Annotated in this window: 15 protein-coding genes; 5 read left to right on the top strand and 10 right to left on the bottom strand. The window is 71.4% G+C overall.

The window, feature by feature from the left end; translation table 11 throughout:
- The first annotated feature begins 48 nt into the window (after positions 1 to 48).
- The 3 genes from ACBJ32_RS11505 (at position 49) to ACBJ32_RS11515 (ending at position 4,830) form a co-directional block, all read left to right on the top strand.
- Positions 49 to 1,077, top strand: a complete 1,029-nt coding sequence (locus ACBJ32_RS11505; protein ID WP_375126683.1) for an AAA family ATPase — start codon at positions 49 to 51, stop codon at positions 1,075 to 1,077.
- 61 nt (positions 1,078 to 1,138) lie between these two features.
- Positions 1,139 to 2,401: a DUF58 domain-containing protein gene (locus tag ACBJ32_RS11510; protein ID WP_357866001.1), complete on the top strand. Its 1,263-nt coding sequence runs from the start codon at positions 1,139 to 1,141 to the stop codon at positions 2,399 to 2,401.
- On the top strand, positions 2,398 to 4,830 hold the full coding sequence (locus ACBJ32_RS11515; RefSeq protein WP_375126684.1) for a transglutaminaseTgpA domain-containing protein: 2,433 nt from the start codon (positions 2,398 to 2,400) through the stop codon (positions 4,828 to 4,830). The genes ACBJ32_RS11510 and ACBJ32_RS11515 overlap by 4 nt, the downstream gene beginning before the upstream one ends.
- Positions 4,831 to 5,176: 346 nt before the next feature.
- Here the strand turns inward: ACBJ32_RS11515 and ACBJ32_RS11520 are convergent, their stop codons facing one another.
- The 7 genes from ACBJ32_RS11520 to ACBJ32_RS11550 all read right to left on the bottom strand — a co-directional run bounded on the left by ACBJ32_RS11520 (position 5,177) and on the right by ACBJ32_RS11550 (position 12,264).
- Entirely contained in the window at positions 5,177 to 5,584 is a 408-nt protein-coding gene (locus ACBJ32_RS11520; protein ID WP_357865998.1) for a DUF3040 domain-containing protein, read from the bottom strand.
- A gap of 230 nt (positions 5,585 to 5,814) precedes the next feature.
- Complete coding sequence (locus ACBJ32_RS11525; RefSeq protein WP_375126685.1) at positions 5,815 to 7,056, bottom strand: DNA polymerase IV; 1,242 nt, start codon at positions 7,054 to 7,056, stop codon at positions 5,815 to 5,817.
- Positions 7,057 to 7,116: 60 nt separating this feature from the next.
- Positions 7,117 to 7,800 (bottom strand): methyltransferase domain-containing protein, encoded by a 684-nt coding sequence (locus ACBJ32_RS11530; RefSeq protein ID WP_375126953.1) that lies wholly within the window; start codon positions 7,798 to 7,800, stop codon positions 7,117 to 7,119.
- A 710-nt stretch (positions 7,801 to 8,510) separates the two neighbouring features.
- Positions 8,511 to 8,921: a transcription antitermination factor NusB gene (nusB, locus tag ACBJ32_RS11535; protein WP_357865991.1), complete on the bottom strand. Its 411-nt coding sequence runs from the start codon at positions 8,919 to 8,921 to the stop codon at positions 8,511 to 8,513.
- Between the two features lies 1 nt (position 8,922).
- Complete coding sequence (efp, locus tag ACBJ32_RS11540; RefSeq protein ID WP_225273946.1) at positions 8,923 to 9,483, bottom strand: elongation factor P; 561 nt, start codon at positions 9,481 to 9,483, stop codon at positions 8,923 to 8,925.
- A gap of 25 nt (positions 9,484 to 9,508) precedes the next feature.
- Positions 9,509 to 10,546 (bottom strand): M24 family metallopeptidase, encoded by a 1,038-nt coding sequence (locus ACBJ32_RS11545; protein ID WP_375126686.1) that lies wholly within the window; start codon positions 10,544 to 10,546, stop codon positions 9,509 to 9,511.
- Positions 10,547 to 10,611: 65 nt separating this feature from the next.
- Positions 10,612 to 12,264, bottom strand: a complete 1,653-nt coding sequence (locus tag ACBJ32_RS11550; RefSeq protein WP_375126687.1) for a serine/threonine-protein kinase — start codon at positions 12,262 to 12,264, stop codon at positions 10,612 to 10,614.
- 154 nt (positions 12,265 to 12,418) lie between these two features.
- Here ACBJ32_RS11550 and ACBJ32_RS11555 point away from each other — a divergent pair, with 154 nt between their 5' ends.
- Positions 12,419 to 13,024, top strand: coding sequence for a DUF2975 domain-containing protein (locus ACBJ32_RS11555; protein WP_375126688.1), 606 nt, complete (start codon positions 12,419 to 12,421; stop codon positions 13,022 to 13,024).
- On the top strand, positions 13,024 to 13,233 hold the full coding sequence (locus tag ACBJ32_RS11560; protein ID WP_357865984.1) for a helix-turn-helix transcriptional regulator: 210 nt from the start codon (positions 13,024 to 13,026) through the stop codon (positions 13,231 to 13,233). The genes ACBJ32_RS11555 and ACBJ32_RS11560 overlap by 1 nt, the downstream gene beginning before the upstream one ends.
- Before the next feature lie 74 nt (positions 13,234 to 13,307).
- Here the strand turns inward: ACBJ32_RS11560 and ACBJ32_RS11565 are convergent, their stop codons facing one another.
- The 3 genes from ACBJ32_RS11565 to ACBJ32_RS11575 form a co-directional block, all read right to left on the bottom strand.
- Positions 13,308 to 14,588, bottom strand: coding sequence for a dicarboxylate/amino acid:cation symporter (locus ACBJ32_RS11565; RefSeq protein WP_375126689.1), 1,281 nt, complete (start codon positions 14,586 to 14,588; stop codon positions 13,308 to 13,310).
- A gap of 75 nt (positions 14,589 to 14,663) precedes the next feature.
- A complete protein-coding gene (locus ACBJ32_RS11570) occupies positions 14,664 to 14,747 on the bottom strand; it encodes a putative leader peptide (RefSeq protein ID WP_375126954.1) in 84 nt (27 codons plus the stop codon).
- A 59-nt stretch (positions 14,748 to 14,806) separates the two neighbouring features.
- Entirely contained in the window at positions 14,807 to 15,847 is a 1,041-nt protein-coding gene (locus tag ACBJ32_RS11575) for an LLM class F420-dependent oxidoreductase (protein WP_375126690.1), read from the bottom strand.
- Between the last annotated feature and the right edge of the window lie 93 nt (positions 15,848 to 15,940).

The following is a 15,940-nucleotide window of genomic DNA, read 5'->3' on the forward strand; positions in this document are numbered from 1 at the left end:
AGAACCCGCAGCGTCGTAGGGTCGTACAGACAATGGAAAAGGAATGGCATGGCTCCCGCAAAGGCACCGTACCGGGACAGCCGTCGCACTTCTCATGGAGGCCTGGTGGCAGTAACCCATGACGTCCCTCCCCAGCTCGACGAGCTGGTCTCCACAGCCCACCGGATTCGGCAGGCCATCGAATCGGTGATCGAGGGCAAGAGCGATGCCGTCCGCCTCACGCTGACCGTCTTGCTCGCGGAGGGCCACCTCCTGATCGAGGACGTGCCGGGTGTCGGCAAGACGATGCTCGCCAAGGCACTCGCCCGCTCCATCGACTGTCCTGTGCGCCGGGTCCAGTTCACCCCCGACCTGCTGCCCAGCGACATCACCGGGGTGAGCGCCTACAACCAGCAGACCAGAGAGTTCGAGTTCAAGCCGGGGCCCGTCTTCGCCAACATCGTGGTGGGCGACGAGATCAACCGTGCCTCTCCCAAGACGCAGTCGGCGTTGCTGGAGTGCATGGAGGAGCACCAGGTGACGGTGGACGGGCACACGTACCAGCTCGACGCGCCGTTCATGGTGATCGCCACCCAGAACCCGATCGAGATGGAGGGCACCTATCCCCTGCCCGAGGCGCAGCGCGACCGCTTCACCGCGCGCGTCGCGATGGGCTACCCCGAGCCGACCGCCGAGCTGGAGATGCTCGACGTGCACGGGGGCACCTCGCCGCTCGACAAGCTCGAACCGGTGGCGACGACCGCCGAGGTGCGCGCGCTGATCGAGGCCGTACGCGGCGTCTACGTCTCCCAGGCGGTCAAGAAGTACGCCATCGACCTCGTCGTGGCCACCCGTCATTCCCCCGACCTGCGGCTGGGCGCCTCCCCCCGGTCCACGCTGCAGCTCGTACGCGCCGCGCGGGCACACGCGGCGCTGGCCGGACGCGACTACGTCATCCCCGACGACCTGCAGGACCTGGCCATCCCCGTGCTGGCGCACCGCCTGCTGCCCAGCGTCGAGGCCCAGGGGCAGCGCCGCCTGCCGGAGCAGGTGGTGACCGATCTGATCAGGCGCGTTCCGGTGCCGGAGACCCGCTGATGGATCCCCAGCGAAGCGAGGACCTCCAGCGAGGTCCCGGTCCCGGGCCGGGGGAGACACAGTGAGAGCCGGGATGCGGGCGCTGACGTCCAGGGGGCGGTCGTTCCTCGCGTCCGGGATCGCCGCTCTGCTGATGGCGTTCCTGCTGGGCGAGAACGACCTGTTCAGGATCGGCGTCCTGGTGACGGCGCTGCCGCTGCTGGCCGCGATGGTGGTGGCGCGGACCCGCTACCGGCTGAGCTGCGCCAGGCGCCTGGACCCGCCGAGGGCCGAGGTGGGCGGTGAGGCCACCGTGACCCTGCGGCTGGAGAACGTCACCAGGCTGCCCACCGGCCTGCTGCTCATCGAGGACACGGTGCCGTACGCGCTGGGCGTGCGGCCCCGGTTCGTGCTGGACCGGGTGGAGCCGCGCGGCGTGCGGGAGATCGACTACCGGGTCCGCTCCGACCTGCGCGGCCGGTACACGATCGGGCCGCTGTCCATCCGCATCGCCGACCCGTTCGGGCTGGTGGAGCTGACCCGCTCGTTCACGATCAGCGACACGCTGGTGGTGACGCCGCACGTCGCGGCGCTGCCGCACGTACGGCTGTCGGGTGAGTGGACGGGTGGCGGCGACAGCAGGACCAGGAGCGTGGCGGCGGCCGGCGACGACGACGTGGCGCCGCGCGAGTACCGCCAGGGCGACGACCTGCGCCGGGTGCACTGGCGTTCGACGGCCCGCTACGGCGAGCTGATGGTGCGCCGCGAGGAGCAGCAGTGGCAGAGCCGCGGCGCGCTCCTGCTGGACACGCGCAGGCACGCCCACCGCGGCGAGGGCCCGCGCTCGTCGTTCGAGGTGGCGGTCTCGGCCGCGGCCTCGATCGGCGTGCACCTCGCCCACGAGGGCCTCGGCCTGCGGCTGGTCACCGACCAGGGCGCCGAGCACCTGACCGACTCCGGCCTGAGCTACTCGCTGCTCGACACCCTGGCCATGGTGCGGCACAGCCCGGCCCGCTCCCTGGAGATGGGCATCTCGGCGCTGCGCTCGGGCGGCGGCGACGGGCTGATCGTGGCGGTGCTGGGCGCGATGGACGCCGAGGAGGCCAGGGAGCTGGCCAGGCTGCGGCACAGCGGCATCACCGGCGTGGCCGTCCTGCTCGACGTGAGCACGTGGGAGAGCCGCGACCGGGCCGCCGAGGAGAACCACCAGGCCGTGCAGACCGTACTGGCCGGGTACGGCTGGCGCATCGTGAACCTGCCCGCCGGCACCTCGATCGCGTCCGTGTGGCAGGACGCCGCCAACCGCGGCAGGTACGCGCTCAACCCCACGGGAGGGGCGGCATGAGACTGACGATCGCCTCCGGAGTGGCCGCGTTCACCGCGGCGCTCCTGCTCTCCCCGCTCTTCCAGGGCGGCTCCTGGTTCTGGACCTCGCTCGGCGCCGTGCTGGCCGTGGTGGCGGCGGGGCTGCTGAGCAGCCGCCTGTCCCTGCCCGCGTGGGCGGCGCCGCTGGTGGGCGTGGCCGCGACGTGGATCTACCTGACGGCGGCCTTCGCCTCCGAGGAGGCGTGGGCGCTGGTGGTGCCCACCAAGGGATCGGTGGTGGAGCTGGCCAGGCTGCTGGGCGTCGGCTGGGCCGACATCCAGCGCTTCGCGGCCCCCGTGCCGGAGACCGAGGGCATCACGCTGCTGACCGCCGGCGGCGTGGCGCTGATCGCGATCGCCGTGGACCTGCTCGCCGCGCGGGTGCGGCGAGCGGCTCTGTCGGGGCTGCCGCTGCTGGCGCTGGCCACGGTGCCGGCGACGATCCTGACCGAGCCGGTCAGCTGGTGGGCGTTCATCGTGGCCGCGCTCGGCTTCGTCAGCCTGCTGATCGCCGACGGGCGCGAGCGGGTGGGCCACTGGGGCAGGGCGGTGCTGGTACGCCGCACCCGCCAGGCCACGTCCGGCGCACCGGCCGGTGGCGGCGCGCCGGCGGACACCAGCGGCCTGCGGCTGTCGGGCAAGCGCATCGGGTTCGCCGCGATCCTGCTGGCCGTGCTGCTGCCGGCGGCGCTGCCGGCGATGGAGCCGGTGTCCTTCTTCACCTTCGGCGTGGGCGGGCGCGGCTCGGGGCCCGGCAACTCGATCAGCATCCCGAACCCGATCGCCAACCTGAAGGGACAGCTCGACCTGCCGCAGCGGCGGGTGGTCCTGTCCTACACCAGCTCCGACAACAAGCCCCGCTACCTGCGGATCTACGCGCTGGACACCTTCGACGGGCAGCAGTTCGGCATGACGCAGCCCAAGGGCGCGCCGGAGAACAGGACGGAGAACGGGCCGCTGCCCGAGCCGCCGGGGCTCGGCCCCGAGGTGAAGATCAACAACGTCGTCACGAACGTCCAGATCAGCGACGAGATCGCGCGGCTGCAGTTCCTGCCGCTGCCGTACCCGGCGCGGGAGATCAGGGTGGACGGCGACTGGCGGGCGGACGTGGACACGCTCATGGTCTTCTCCACCCGCGAGGAGGCCGCCGGCATCGACTACGACGTGATGACGAGCGAGCCGGAGCCGACCGCGGACCTGCTCGACTCCTTCGACGGCATCAGGCCGGAGGTGGACGAGCGCTTCCTCGCCCTGCCGGACGACCTGCCGCCGGAGATCAGGAAGCTGGCCGAGGACGAGACGGCGGGCGCCAGGACCAGCTACGACGCGGCGCTGAAGCTCCAGGAGTTCTTCACCAGGCCGGGCAACTTCCAGTACGACCTGCGCACGCAGGGGCACAACAGCTCGGCGCTGCGCAACTTCCTGATCAGTGACCGGGTCGGTTACTGCGAGCAGTTCGCCGCGTCGATGGCGGTGCTGGCCAGGATGGTGGGCATCCCGTCGCGGGTGGCGATCGGCTACACGGGTGGCGTGCAGGTCGGCGACCGGTGGGAGGTGGGCACGAACGACTCCCACTCCTGGCCGGAGCTGTACTTCGAGGGCGTGGGCTGGCTGCCGTTCGAGCCGACCCCGTCGGGGGCGGCCGGTCAGGGCAGCGCGCGCGTGCCGGCGTACGCGGAGCCGCGGCCGACGCCGACGCCAGGGGCGAGCAGCACGCCGACGCCGGGGGCGACCAGCTCCTCCGCCGACGAGCCGCAGAGCCCGACGGCCCGGCGCAACATCCGCGAGCTGGACCGCGAGGGCACGGTCGCGACCGGCGCGCTGCCCCCGGACGACTCGATGCCGCTGATCGGCAAGATCGGCATCGGGGCGGCGGCGCTGGTGCTGGTCCTGCTGATCCCGGCCGGCCTGCGGCTGATCACCAGGAACCGGCGGGTGCGCAGCCTCGGCTGGAAGGTGTCGCAGCCCTCGGACGAGCTCACGGCCAGGATGGTGTCGGGCCGCGACCAGGTCACGGTGGCCGCCGCGTGGGCCGAGCTGGACGACGTGCTGTACGACTACGGCATGGCCCGCGAGACCAGCGAGACCCCGCGGGCGCTGGCCCGGCGGCTGACCCAGCAGTACGAGTTCGACGCCGGCTCGGCGGCGGCCATCACGGCCATCGCCTCGGCGGTCGAGCGGGTGCTGTTCGCCCGCGACCCGGGCCGGATCGAGCCCATGAGCAAGGACCTGCGCAAGGTACGGCAGGCCCTGGCGGCCACGGTGTCACGCGGCCGGCGGGTACGGGCGGTGCTGCTGCCCCCGTCGACGCTGCGCCGGCTGCGGCTCCTGGGCGAGCGGCTGCTGGACGGGTTCGACCTGCTGGAGACGATCAGGCTGCGCCGGACGGCGACCCAGAAGGGCGGCTGAGGCACAGGACCCTGGCATGCGAATGGCGGTCGTCCCCCCTGGGGGCGACCGCCATCTGCTGCTGGGGCGCTCATGCGCCGGCAGGCGAGTGGAGCGCGGGGGACGGCCGGTGCGGGCGTGCCGCCGGGGCCCCGTCATTCCCCGGCGGACAGTGCCCGGCCGTCAAGATCTGCAGAGAGCCATGGCGCCGCCGAGGGAGCGGACGGTGCCGTCGGGGGTGGTACGGCCGGCGCGGCGACGCCGGAGCTCGCGAGGGCGCGGCGCGCCGAGCCCCGCCTTCACACCGACCGCACATGCGGCCGTCCCCGTGAGGGGGCGGCCGCACGCCGTCGGTCTGCCGGTCGGGTCAGCGCTCGTCGTGGCGACGGCGCCAGCGCTCTTCCATGCGCTCCATGAAACTGCCCCGGTTCCCCCTGCGGGCCTGCTTGCCCGGAGGAGGCGCCGCGCCTGCGGCGGGGGCGGAGTCACCGAACCCGTTCATCTTTTTCCAACTCGACAGGCCCCACAGACACGCGGCGAGCATGACCACGAAACCGCCGACGCCGAGCGGGATCAGGGCAGCGCCACTCAACACCACGCCGACCATCATGGTCACGACACCGACAGCAAAGCCGATGGAGGCCTTGATGAGGCGACGCTTGTAATGGCTGCGCGGGTCGCTGATCCTTACGGTGTTGGCCCACTTCGGGTCCTCGGCGTAGAGGGCCTGCTCGATCTGGTCGAGCAAGCGCTGCTCGTGCTCAGAGAGCGGCACGGCGCCTCCCAAGGACAGCCCCAGGACGGGGAAGACGGCAACGGACGACACGGGGTGTCCGAACCTCGCGGTCGGTTATCCCCAGAATACGAGGCTGTAGACGTAGGCGAAAGCAAACGTCCAACGCAGACCAAACCGGAGGTGACGTCATGGCTCTATTGTGGACCATCTCGCCCCCCTTCCCCCAAAATCCTGACACGGACGCCCCCAGCATGTCCGCACATCGAACGTCATGTCTCTATTTCATCAAGCTTGCCACGTACAAGCGACGCCGGGAGCACCGCATCGGGTCCGAATCTTCGGATCGCCTTGTCCATGGCCTGCTCTGCCTCGCGCCACCCGGTCTCCTTCTCCCCCAGAGCGAGCTGGCGGGTGGCCTCGTCTGCCGGCCGCAGGTTCTCCATCCGGACCCCCACCAGGCGCAGCCGCACCCGGTCGAGCCCGGCCGCCTCGAACAGCTCGCAGGCGGTGGCGTAAATCACCTGTGCCACGTCAGTCGGCTCACGCAGCGTGCGCGAGCGATTGATCGTGGTGAAATCGGCTCGGCGTAGCTTCACACTTACAGTTCTTCCCACGTGACCGGCCTTACGCATGCGGGCCGCCACCCGCTCCGACAGACGCAGCAGTTCCCGCTTGATCACTTCGGGGTCGTCGATGTCGGCCGCGAACGTCTCCTCGTTGCCGATGCTCTTGTCGGGCACGTGGGCGGTCACGGCCCGCTCGTCACGCCCCCAGGCCAGCGCCGCCAGATGGGCCCCCACGGCCTGCCCCAGCTCCCGCTGGAGCGTGCTGGACGGCACTCTGGCCAGATCTCCGACCGTGCGGATGCCCAGGCGCACGAGGGACTGCTCGGTGCGCTCGCCGACCCCCCACAGGGCCGACACGGGCAGCGGGTGGAGGAAGTCGACGACCTGGCCGGCGGGCACCACCAGCAACCCGTCGGGCTTGCACTGCTTGGAGGCGAGTTTTGCCACGAATTTGCTGCTCGCCACGCCGACGGAGCACGTGATGCCGTAGCGGTCGAGGACCTGCTCCCTGATCATGGCCGCCACGGAGGCGGGCGCGCCGAGCCGCCGCCGCGCGCCGCCGACGTCGAGGAACGCCTCGTCGGACGCGATCGGCTCCACCAGCGGGGTGACCGTATGGAAGATCTCCATCACGCCCTTGGAGACCTCGGAGTACTTGCCGTGGCTGGGCGGGATGATCGTGGCCTGGGGGCAGAGCCGGCGCGCCCTGCTCATCGGCATCGCCGAGTGCACGCCGAAGGCCCTGGCCTCGTAGGTGGCGCTGAGCACGACGCCGCGCCCCGCGGGCGAGCCCACGATCACCGGGCGGCCGCGCAGCTCGGGACGGTCGAGCAGCTCGACGCTGGCGAAGAACGCGTCCATGTCGACATGGAGGATCGGGCAGCCGCTGTCATCGACCCCGGTCCGCGGAGCGGGGCCGATGCCGGTGATCTGCTTGCGAGACACGCCTCCGAGTCTATCCGAACAGGCGTTCTATACCGAGGGGAGCGGGCATGGGAACTTCCTTCAGTTGCGGTGGCCGAGCACGTGGAGCTGCGTGGCGATGTCGCGCAGCACGGGATGGGTCGAGGCGGCCTGCTCCAGCGCCACCAGCGCCTCCGCGGCGCCCGGCTCGCCGTCCACGAGCCTGCTGGGCACCAGGTCGGCGAAGACGCGCACGCCGTGGATCGCGCCGACCGCGAACCCGGTCGCGGTCAGCAGCTCGACGAGCGTGTCGGCGGCGAAGCGCCTGGGCGTGGGGTCACGATCGCCCCAGGTGCCCCTCGGGTCGGCCAGCACGGCGACGGCCTCGTCGAACTGCCCGGACAGCGCCCGGTGGATGGCGCTGCCGACGGGGTTGGCGGCCAGCACGCTGACGGCCCCGCCCCTGCGCAGCAGGGCCGCGACCGCGGTCAGCGCGCTGATCGGGTCCTCGACGTACTCCAGCACGCTGTGGCACAGGACCAGGTCTGCGGCGTCGCGATCGAGCAGCTCGCCCAGGTCTGCGGCGTCGCCCTGCAGGCCGCGCACGGTGACGCCCTTTTCCTTGGCGCGGCGCTCCAGCGCGGCCAGCGAGTCGGGGCTCGGGTCGACGACGGTGACGGCGTGGCCCAGCGCGGCCAGCGGCACGGCGAACCCGCCGGTGCCGCCGCCGGCGTCGACGATGTCGAGCGACTCCCGGCCGGTGGCCGCCGTGCGCTCGGCCAGCATGGAGCGCAACGCGTCCCAGACGACGGCGGTCCGCACCGCCGGGGTCCTCGTGGTGACGCCTTCAGCACGCAACGTCGGCTCGCCTCTCTCCCGCAAAATGTGCACGCCGCGAAGGTGCACGTCGCGAACGGCTTTCTTCGTGGTCGGGCCCAGCCTACGCCGTACGCGGGAGCTCCCGCTCCCCACCGCCGATACTGTTCCGCTCAGCCGTCACCCAGGCAGGCGGCCGGCCGCCCGGGCGCCCGCAACCGCCACGCGTCGGTCAGCAGCTCGCCCATCTCCGCGGGGTCCACCGCCCCGAACCGCACGAGCACGATGGCGTGCCCGTCGTGGTGCGGCGTGCTGCCGAACGTGCCCGGCTGGGCGGCGATCAGCTCGTGCTTGTCCTCGCATGTAGAAGGCGGGGGTGCCGTACATGAGTTTCTCGGAGGTCTCGGGCAGCGCGAGCGCGAGCCTGCGCACGTCGTCCTCGGTCACCATGGGCCCACGCTGGCCGGAGACGGAAAAGGGCGCGTCGCGGCTGGTGACGCGCCACTTTCCGTACGGGCTCGGCCACACGGTCAGGCTCCCGCCCCGGGCTGACGGATGCGAAGCCTGACCGCGGACCAGTACTCGTCCCTCGCCTCGCAAGCCGTGGTGCAGGCCGGCGTGGTCAGAACGTACCCCGAACGGGCGGCCCCGGCCCGCGAACGCGTGACCGAAGGGGGTGTCTAAAGGGTGAGGCTTGGCTTGAGTTGCTTGAAGCGGGCCAGCAGGCCGTTGACGAACTGCGGGGACTCGTCGGTCGACAGCTCCCCCGCCAGGTGCACCCACTCGCTGATGACCACGCCCTCGGGCACGCCCGGCATCCAGAGCAGCTCGTACGTGCCGCCGCGCAGCAGGTTGCGGTCGACCGCGGGCATCCGGTCCAGCGTCCAGCCCTCGGCGTAGGTGGTGATCAGCTCGTCGATGCGCGCGTGGTGCCTGGCGACGCCCTCGACGATGGTCGAGGTGTACTCGTTCACCGGCGGCTCCTGCCGCTCCACGCGCTCGGCGAGGATCTTCAGCGGATTCTCGCTGCGCAGCTCGGCCTCGAACAGGATGTCGAGCGCTCGCCTGCGTGCCTTGCCCCGTGCCGACACCTCAGGCCCGGCCGAGGTATTCGCCGCTACGGGTGTCGACCTTGACCTTCTCGCCGGTGGTGATGAACAGCGGCACCTTGATCTCGGCGCCGGTCTCCAGCGTGGCGGGCTTGGTGCCGCCGGTGGAGCGGTCGCCCTGCAGGCCGGGCTCGGTGTTGGAGATGGTCAGCTCGACGGCGGCGGGCAGGTCGACGTAGAGCGCGGAGCCCTCGTTGAAGGCCACCGTGGCCAGCGTGTTCTCCAGCATGTAGTTGGCGGCGGTGCCGACCGTGGCGCTGGGCACGTTGACCATGTCGTAGGTCTCGGTGTCCATGAACACGAAGTCGTCGCCGTCCTTGTACGAGTACTGCATCTCGCGCTTGTCGACGTTGGCCACCTCGACCTTCACCCCGGCGTTGAAGGTCTTGTCGACGACCTTGCCGGAGAGGACGTTCTTGAGCTTGGTACGCACGAACGCGCCGCCCTTGCCCGGCTTGACGTGCTGGAACTCCACAACGGCCCAGAGCTCACCGCCGTCGAGCTTCAGCACCATGCCGTTCTTGAGGTCGTTGGTCGTCGCCACTCGTTCTCTCCCGCGTGTGGCCGCTCTAAAGGACGAGCAGCTCCTTGGTCGTCTTCGTGAAAAGTTCCGGCCCGCCCTCACGTGTCACGAGGGTGTCCTCGATCCGGACGCCGCCCCGGCCCGGGAGGTAGACCCCAGGCTCGACGGTGATCGGAACTCGATCCTCTAGTCTACCGGTCCGCGAGGGGCCCAGGAACGGCTCCTCGTGGATCTCCAGCCCGACCCCGTGACCGAGACCGTGCCTGAAGTGCCCGCCGTGGCCCGCGCCCTCGATGACGGAGCGGGCGGCGTCGTCCACCTCCCCGGCGAGCGCGCCCGGGGCGAGGGCGTGCCTGCCCGCCCGCTGCGCGGCGGCGACCAGCTCGTACACCTCGCGCTGCCAGCCGGCGGGCGGGCCGAGGCTGACCGTCCTGGTCATGTCGGCGTGGTAGCCCTGGTAGCGGGCGCCGAAGTCGAGGGTCACCAGGTCCCCGGCGCGCAGCTCCCGCGAGGTGGGGGTGTGGTGCGGGATCGCGCCGTTCTCGCCGGATGCCACGATCGTGTCGAACGCGGGCTTGTCGGCGCCCAGCTCGGCCATGCGGCGATCGAGCAGGCCGGCCAGCTCGCGCTCGGTCATCCCGGGGGCGATCCGCGGGGAGACGTCGGCGAAGGCCTGGTCGGTGATGGCGCAGGCGGTGCGGATCAGCTCCAGCTCCGCCTCGTCCTTGACCGCGCGCAGCAGCTCCACCACCGGCCCCAGCGGCACGAGCCCGTCCCCCAGCCGGCGGTAGGCGGCCACGCTCATGCTCGCGGCCTCGATCCCGGTGCCCGGCGCCGCCAGCCTGCCCGCCACGTCCGCCGCCTCGGCCGACGGCACGTCCAGCTTGCGCGCCGCCTCGATGTAGCGGTTGTCGGTGGCCAGCAGCGCCGTGCCGTCCGCCCTGACCAGGACGGCGGCGTTCGAGCTGGCCAGGCCGGTGAGGTAGCGGACGTTGACGGGGGAGGTGACCAGCAGGGCGTGGACGTCGTGGGCGGGCAGCAACTCGGCGAGCCGCCCCCTGCGCGCCGCGTAGTCGAAGGTCATTCGCCCAATGTACGTGTAACGCCCCTCTTGTCACTATTGCCCGTCAAGTCCCAAATGCTGGTCGGCTACCTGGCGGGGAGCCGCCACTCCCCCATGAACGCCGCAGCCGGGCCGTCCGGCGCCATGTCGCCCTTCTCCTGCGCCCTGGCCAGGTCACGGTAGACATCGGCGATCTGGCCGAGCGTGGCGTCGGGCTTGCCCTCGCCGAACTTCCTGGCCGCCCTGCGGAGCTTCTCCCTGGCCTTGCCCGCGACCTGGGGGTTGATGCCGCCCATGCTCTGCTGGGCCATCAGCGCCTCGTCGAACTCCTGCAGCCACTTGGCGTACCCGCCGGGCGGGATCGCCTCCCCGAGCGTGGCCTTGGGGATCGAGGTCTCGCGCAGGTAGTCGGGATCCTCGTCGGGGTCCTCGCCGGGACCGGCGGTGATCCCGAGGTCCGGCGAGGGGTCGGGGGTGGACGGCAAGGTGCTGGGGGTCGCCGGCGGCGTACTGACCTCGGCCGTCGGGGTGCTCTGCGCGACCGGCTGCTCCTCGCGCGCGCCCGCCCACATCACCATGCCGACGGTCACGGCCGCGATGACGACGACGGCGGCGGCCAGCTGGATGATCAGCTTGCGGTTCGGGGCCGAGGGCGGCTCCGGCTCCAGGTCTCCCGCCTGGAAGACCGCGGTGTCGCCGGCCCTCGGCGGCGCCCCGCCCGGCCCGCCCACCGCACCGGCGTGGAAGACCTCCGTCGCCCCTTGCCCCGGACGGCCGAAGCCACCGGTCGGCGCGCCACCCGCGCCCGTACCCATCGCGCCCGCGGCGCCCAGGTTGAGGCCGGGGTCGCGAAGGGAGACGCCGGTCACCGGCGGGCCGGCCAGGCCGGGCTTCGGCCGGGCGATGGCCGCGAGCGCGCGCCTGATGGCCTCGCCGCTGGCGGGCCGCTGCGCAGGGTCCTCGGCGAGCATGGCCAGCACCAGCCGGTCCAGCTCGGGCGGCACCTCATGCCTGATCGCGCTCGGCGGAACGGGCCGTCCCCGGCCGGCGGCACCCTGCCCCGCCGCACCACCCGGCGCACTCCGCTCAGCCGCCTCCTCCCCAGGCGCGGCCTCCTGGCCGGGCGCACCCGCCTCGGACGCCGCACCGTCCCCGAAGGGCGGTCGCCCGCACAGCAGCTCGTAACACACCCACCCCAGCGCGTACACATCCCCGGGAGCCCGCGCCACCTCCCCCGCGGCCCGCTCGGGCGCCACGTACCGGCCCCCGGCGGGCACGGGCGCCCGCTCGTCCATCCCGAACCCGACGACCTTGAGCACCCCGCTGGCGGCCTGCCGGAAGCTGTCGGGACCGACCCGCCCGTGCACCACGCCGGCCCGGTGCGCGGCGTCCAGCCCGGCCGCCGCCTGCCCGACCAGGTCGCACACCTCGACGATCTTCATGGGCCCGCGCGCGGCCAGCTCCTCGCCGAGGCTGAGCCCGGTGAGGTACTCCATGACCAGGAACGGAGCCCCCTCGTGGTCACCGACGTCGAGGACCATGGCCACGTTCGGATGGATCACCCGCGCCACGGCCTGGGCGTGCTGCCTGAGCACCTCCCGGGTGGCGGCACCCGCCGCCCTGGCGCCCAGCACCTTCACGGCCACGACCCAGTCGGCCCGCGTGTCGTACCCGCGCCACACCTCGCCCATCGGCCCGCTGCCGATGCGCTCGTCAAGCCGGTACCGGTCAGCGACCAATGACGGCGCACGCTCCGTCCCGTCGGACATATCCCCGCCAATTACTCGAATATCAGGATTTCCGACCCACCATAGGGCCCTCGCAACCCCGCCCGCCCCACCTTCGCCCCCACCCCTCTCGACATAACGACTTTCGTTATTTACGATTATCGTTATGCCAACTCGCTGGATCATCAGACTGGAAACCCTGCTGAGCACCGGCCTGGCCCTCGGCGTCCTGGGCGCCCTGGCCGGACTCCTCTCCAACGTCGCGATCGCGTTCTTCGGCACCGCGAAGGGCATGGGCATCCCCCTGCAGGTCTTCGACGTGCCGACGGCGGGCATGACCGTCGGCGGCGCCACGGTCGAGGCCATCAGCGCCGAGGTGACGGTCCGCCCGCGCGGCGCCGCACCGCTGGTCGGCCTGCTCTACCTGCTGATGTGGGCGCCGGGCACGGCGACGGCCCTGCTGGCGCTGTTCACGGTCGTACGGGCGCTGCGCAGGGCCAGGTCGGGCGATCGTGCCCTGTTCTCCACGGTCACGGCCGATCACCTGCGCAGGCTCGGCTGGATCCTGATCGTGGGCTCGGTCGTGTCGGCCGTGCTCGGCGCCGTGGCGCAGGCCATGCTCTCCCCCATGCTGCTGGCCGAGACCCACCCCTTCTACCTGCCGTCGGGCGAGCTGATCGGCGCCGTCGTCGCGGGGCTCGCCGCGCTCGGCGTGTCGGAGATCGTCCGCCGGGGCCTGGCCCTGCTCGAAGAGGTCGAGGCCACGATCTGATGGGGGAGCCGATCATCAGGGTGCGGCTGGACGAGGTGCTCAAGGAGCGCGGCATGACGCTCACCGAGCTGTCGCACCGCGTGGAGATCACCGTCGTCAACCTGTCCATCCTGAAGAACGGCCACGCCAAGGCCGTGCGCTTCTCGACGCTGGCGCGCCTGTGCGAGGCGCTGGGCTGCCAGCCCGGAGACCTGCTGACATACGAATGAGGGGGGGCGGCCGGAGCCCCCCCCCCTCAAGGTCGAGCCGGATCAACCGGCGGCCGGATCAGGCAGCGGCCGGATCAGGCAGCGGCCGGCTCGGGCACGCGCGGCGCGGGCGCGCGGTCGAGCGACTGCGGCGGCGCGTTGAAGACCGCCGTGTCCAGGCGCCCCTCGGAGCGCGCCACGAGCACCGGCACCACCATCTGGCCGGTCACGTTGGTCGCGGTGCGGATCATGTCGAGGATGGGGTCGATCGCCAGCAGCAGCCCGACGCCCTCCAGCGGCAGCCCCAGGGTGCTGAGCGTGAGCGTCAGCATCACCGTGGCGCCGGTCAGGCCCGCCGTGGCGGCCGAGCCGACCACCGAGACGAACGCGATCAGCAGGTAGTCGCCGAACCCGAGCGGCACCCCGAACACCTGGGCCACGAAGATCGCGGCCAGCGCCGGGTACACCGAGGCGCAGCCGTCCATCTTGGTGGTGGCCCCGAACGGAACCGCGAACGAGGCGTAGTCGCGGTCCACCCCGTTGCGCTCGACCGTGACCCGCTGCGTCAGCGGCAGCGTGCCGACCGAGGAGCGCGAGACGAAGGCCAGCTCGATGGCGGGCCAGGCGTTGCGGAAGAACGTGACGGGGCTGACCTTGCCCCACACGGCCAGCAGCGTCGGGTACACGGCCAGCAGCACGACGAAGCAGCCGACGTAGACGCCGGCGCTGAACTTGGCCAGCGGCGCCAGCAGCTCCCAGCCGTACGTGGACACGGCCTTGCCGATCAGGCCCGCCGTACCGATCGGCGCCAGGCGGATGACCCACCACAGCGCCTTCTGCACCAGCTCCAGCACGGAACGGGCGAGGTTCAGGAACGGCTCGGCCTTCTCGCCGACGGCCATCGCCGCCGCACCGAGGACGACTCCCAGAAACACGATCTGGAGGACGTTCACCTCGGTGAAGGCGGTCACGACGTTGGTCGGCAGGATGCCGGTGACGAAGTCGAGCCAGGTGCCCTGGGTGTCGGAGGGCTTGGCCCCGGCGGTGTCGAGGGTGACGCCCTGGCCGGGGTTGATGAGCAGGCCCAGCCCGATCGCCAGCGAGACCGAGACGAACGCCGTGATCAGGAACCACAGCAGCGTCTTGGAGGCGAGCCGGGCCGCGCCGTTGACGTTGCGCAGGTTGGCCACGCTGACCAGCACGGCGGTGAAGACGAGCGGCGGCACGGCAAGCTTGAGGAGCTGGACGAAGATCTGACCGACCTGCTTCAGCGTCTCAGCGAGCCAGGCCACGTCCCAGATCTTGGCGGCGAAGCCGAGCGCCACGCCGACGAGGAGGCCCAGCAGGAGCTGCAGGGAAAAGGAGAATCTCTTCACGGATGAGGAAGCCTTCGCGAGAAGGGCATGCCGAAGGGGCACGCCTGGTGAGGGGTGTGGACGGACGGGCAGCCGTCAGCTACAGAGCGAGCCGTGCAAGCGGCACAGATCGATGTGCAGCCGCTCTACGAGCCACACGAACACCAGGGAAAACCTCACGAGCTGCTACAACAGCCGCGAAAAAGGGAGCATTCCCCCAATCCGGGTGATCTACCTCACTATGCGGCAAACTCCTTGATCGTCTCGATCAGCCGGAGCCGCTCCTCGTGCGTCCTGCCGAGCGGCGTCACGTTCAGGGTCGTCACGCCCGACTCCTTCATCGCCTGCACCCGATCGCGCACGTAGCCCTCGCTGCCGACCAGCGACATCTTCTCCAGCAGCTCGGCCGGCACCTGCGCGGCGGCCTCCTCCTTCTTGCCCTCCAGGTAGAGGTCCTGGATCAGCTCGGCCTCCTTCTCGTAGCCGTAGCGCCTGGCCAGGTCGTTGTAGAAGTTCCTGCCCTTGGCGCCCATGCCGCCGATGTAGAGGGCCGCCACCGGCCGCCCGAACTCCAGCAACCCGGCCACGTCGTCACCGATCGCCAGGCTGGCCTGGGCGATCACGTCGAGCTCGCCCAGCTCGGGATCGCGCTTGGCCTTGCCCGCGGCCAGCGCGGGGCCCCAGACCTCGGCGGCCTTCTCGGGCACGTAGAAGATCGGCTCCCAGCCCTCGGCCAGCTCTGCGGTCAGCTCGACGTTCTTGGGCCCGATGGCGGCCACCACGATCGGGATGCGGGGGCGTACCGGGTGGTTGATGATCTTGAGGGGCTTGCCCAGGCCGGTGCCCTGGCCTGCCGGGAGCGGCACGGTGTAGTGCCTGCCCTCGTACTGGACGCGCTCGCGCCGCCAGACCTGGCGGCAGATCTCGATGACCTCCCTGGTACGCCCCAGCGGCGCGGTGTACGGCACCCCGTGGAAGCCCTCGATCACCTGCGGCCCCGAGGCGCCGATGCCCAGCGTGAAACGCCCGTCGGAGACGTAGTCGAGGCCCGCGGCCGTCATGGCCATCAGCGTCGGCGTGCGCGAGTAGATCGGCAGGATGCCCGAGGCGATCTCCAGCCGCTCGGTCTTGGCCGCGATGTAGCCCATCTGGCTGACCGCGTCGAAGGAGTAGGCCTCGGCCACGAACACGATGTCGAGCCCGGCCTTCTCGTAGTCGGCCAGCTCTGCCACCGACTCCTTGAAACCACCCGAGTACTTGAGTGCCATACCGATGCGCATGCCGGGCTCCCGCTGGACCGAATGATGTTCTGTTACGACTCGGACATGTTATCGCGTCGGCGATGCGGGGTGGGAGCCGCTAGCCTGGTTCGG

The sequence above is a fragment of the Nonomuraea sp. GTA35 genome, assembly GCF_041950525.1.
Lineage (GTDB): Bacteria > Actinomycetota > Actinomycetes > Streptosporangiales > Streptosporangiaceae > Nonomuraea.

What these genes read in the sequence shown, in the direction of transcription:
- ACBJ32_RS11505 (WP_375126683.1), top strand. Translation starts at nt 49, where the DNA reads ATGGCTCCCGCAAAGGCACCGTACCGGGACAGCCGTCGCACTTCTCAT.
- ACBJ32_RS11515 (WP_375126684.1), top strand. Translation starts at nt 2,398, where the DNA reads ATGAGACTGACGATCGCCTCCGGAGTGGCCGCGTTCACCGCGGCGCTC.
- ACBJ32_RS11530 (WP_375126953.1), bottom strand. Translation starts at nt 7,800, where the DNA reads ATGCTGGCCGAGCGCACGGCGGCCACCGGCCGGGAGTCGCTCGACATC.
- ACBJ32_RS11545 (WP_375126686.1), bottom strand. Translation starts at nt 10,546, where the DNA reads ATGACCTTCGACTACGCGGCGCGCAGGGGGCGGCTCGCCGAGTTGCTG.
- ACBJ32_RS11555 (WP_375126688.1), top strand. Translation starts at nt 12,419, where the DNA reads ATGCCAACTCGCTGGATCATCAGACTGGAAACCCTGCTGAGCACCGGC.
- ACBJ32_RS11560 (WP_357865984.1), top strand. Translation starts at nt 13,024, where the DNA reads ATGGGGGAGCCGATCATCAGGGTGCGGCTGGACGAGGTGCTCAAGGAG.
- ACBJ32_RS11575 (WP_375126690.1), bottom strand. Translation starts at nt 15,847, where the DNA reads ATGCGCATCGGTATGGCACTCAAGTACTCGGGTGGTTTCAAGGAGTCG.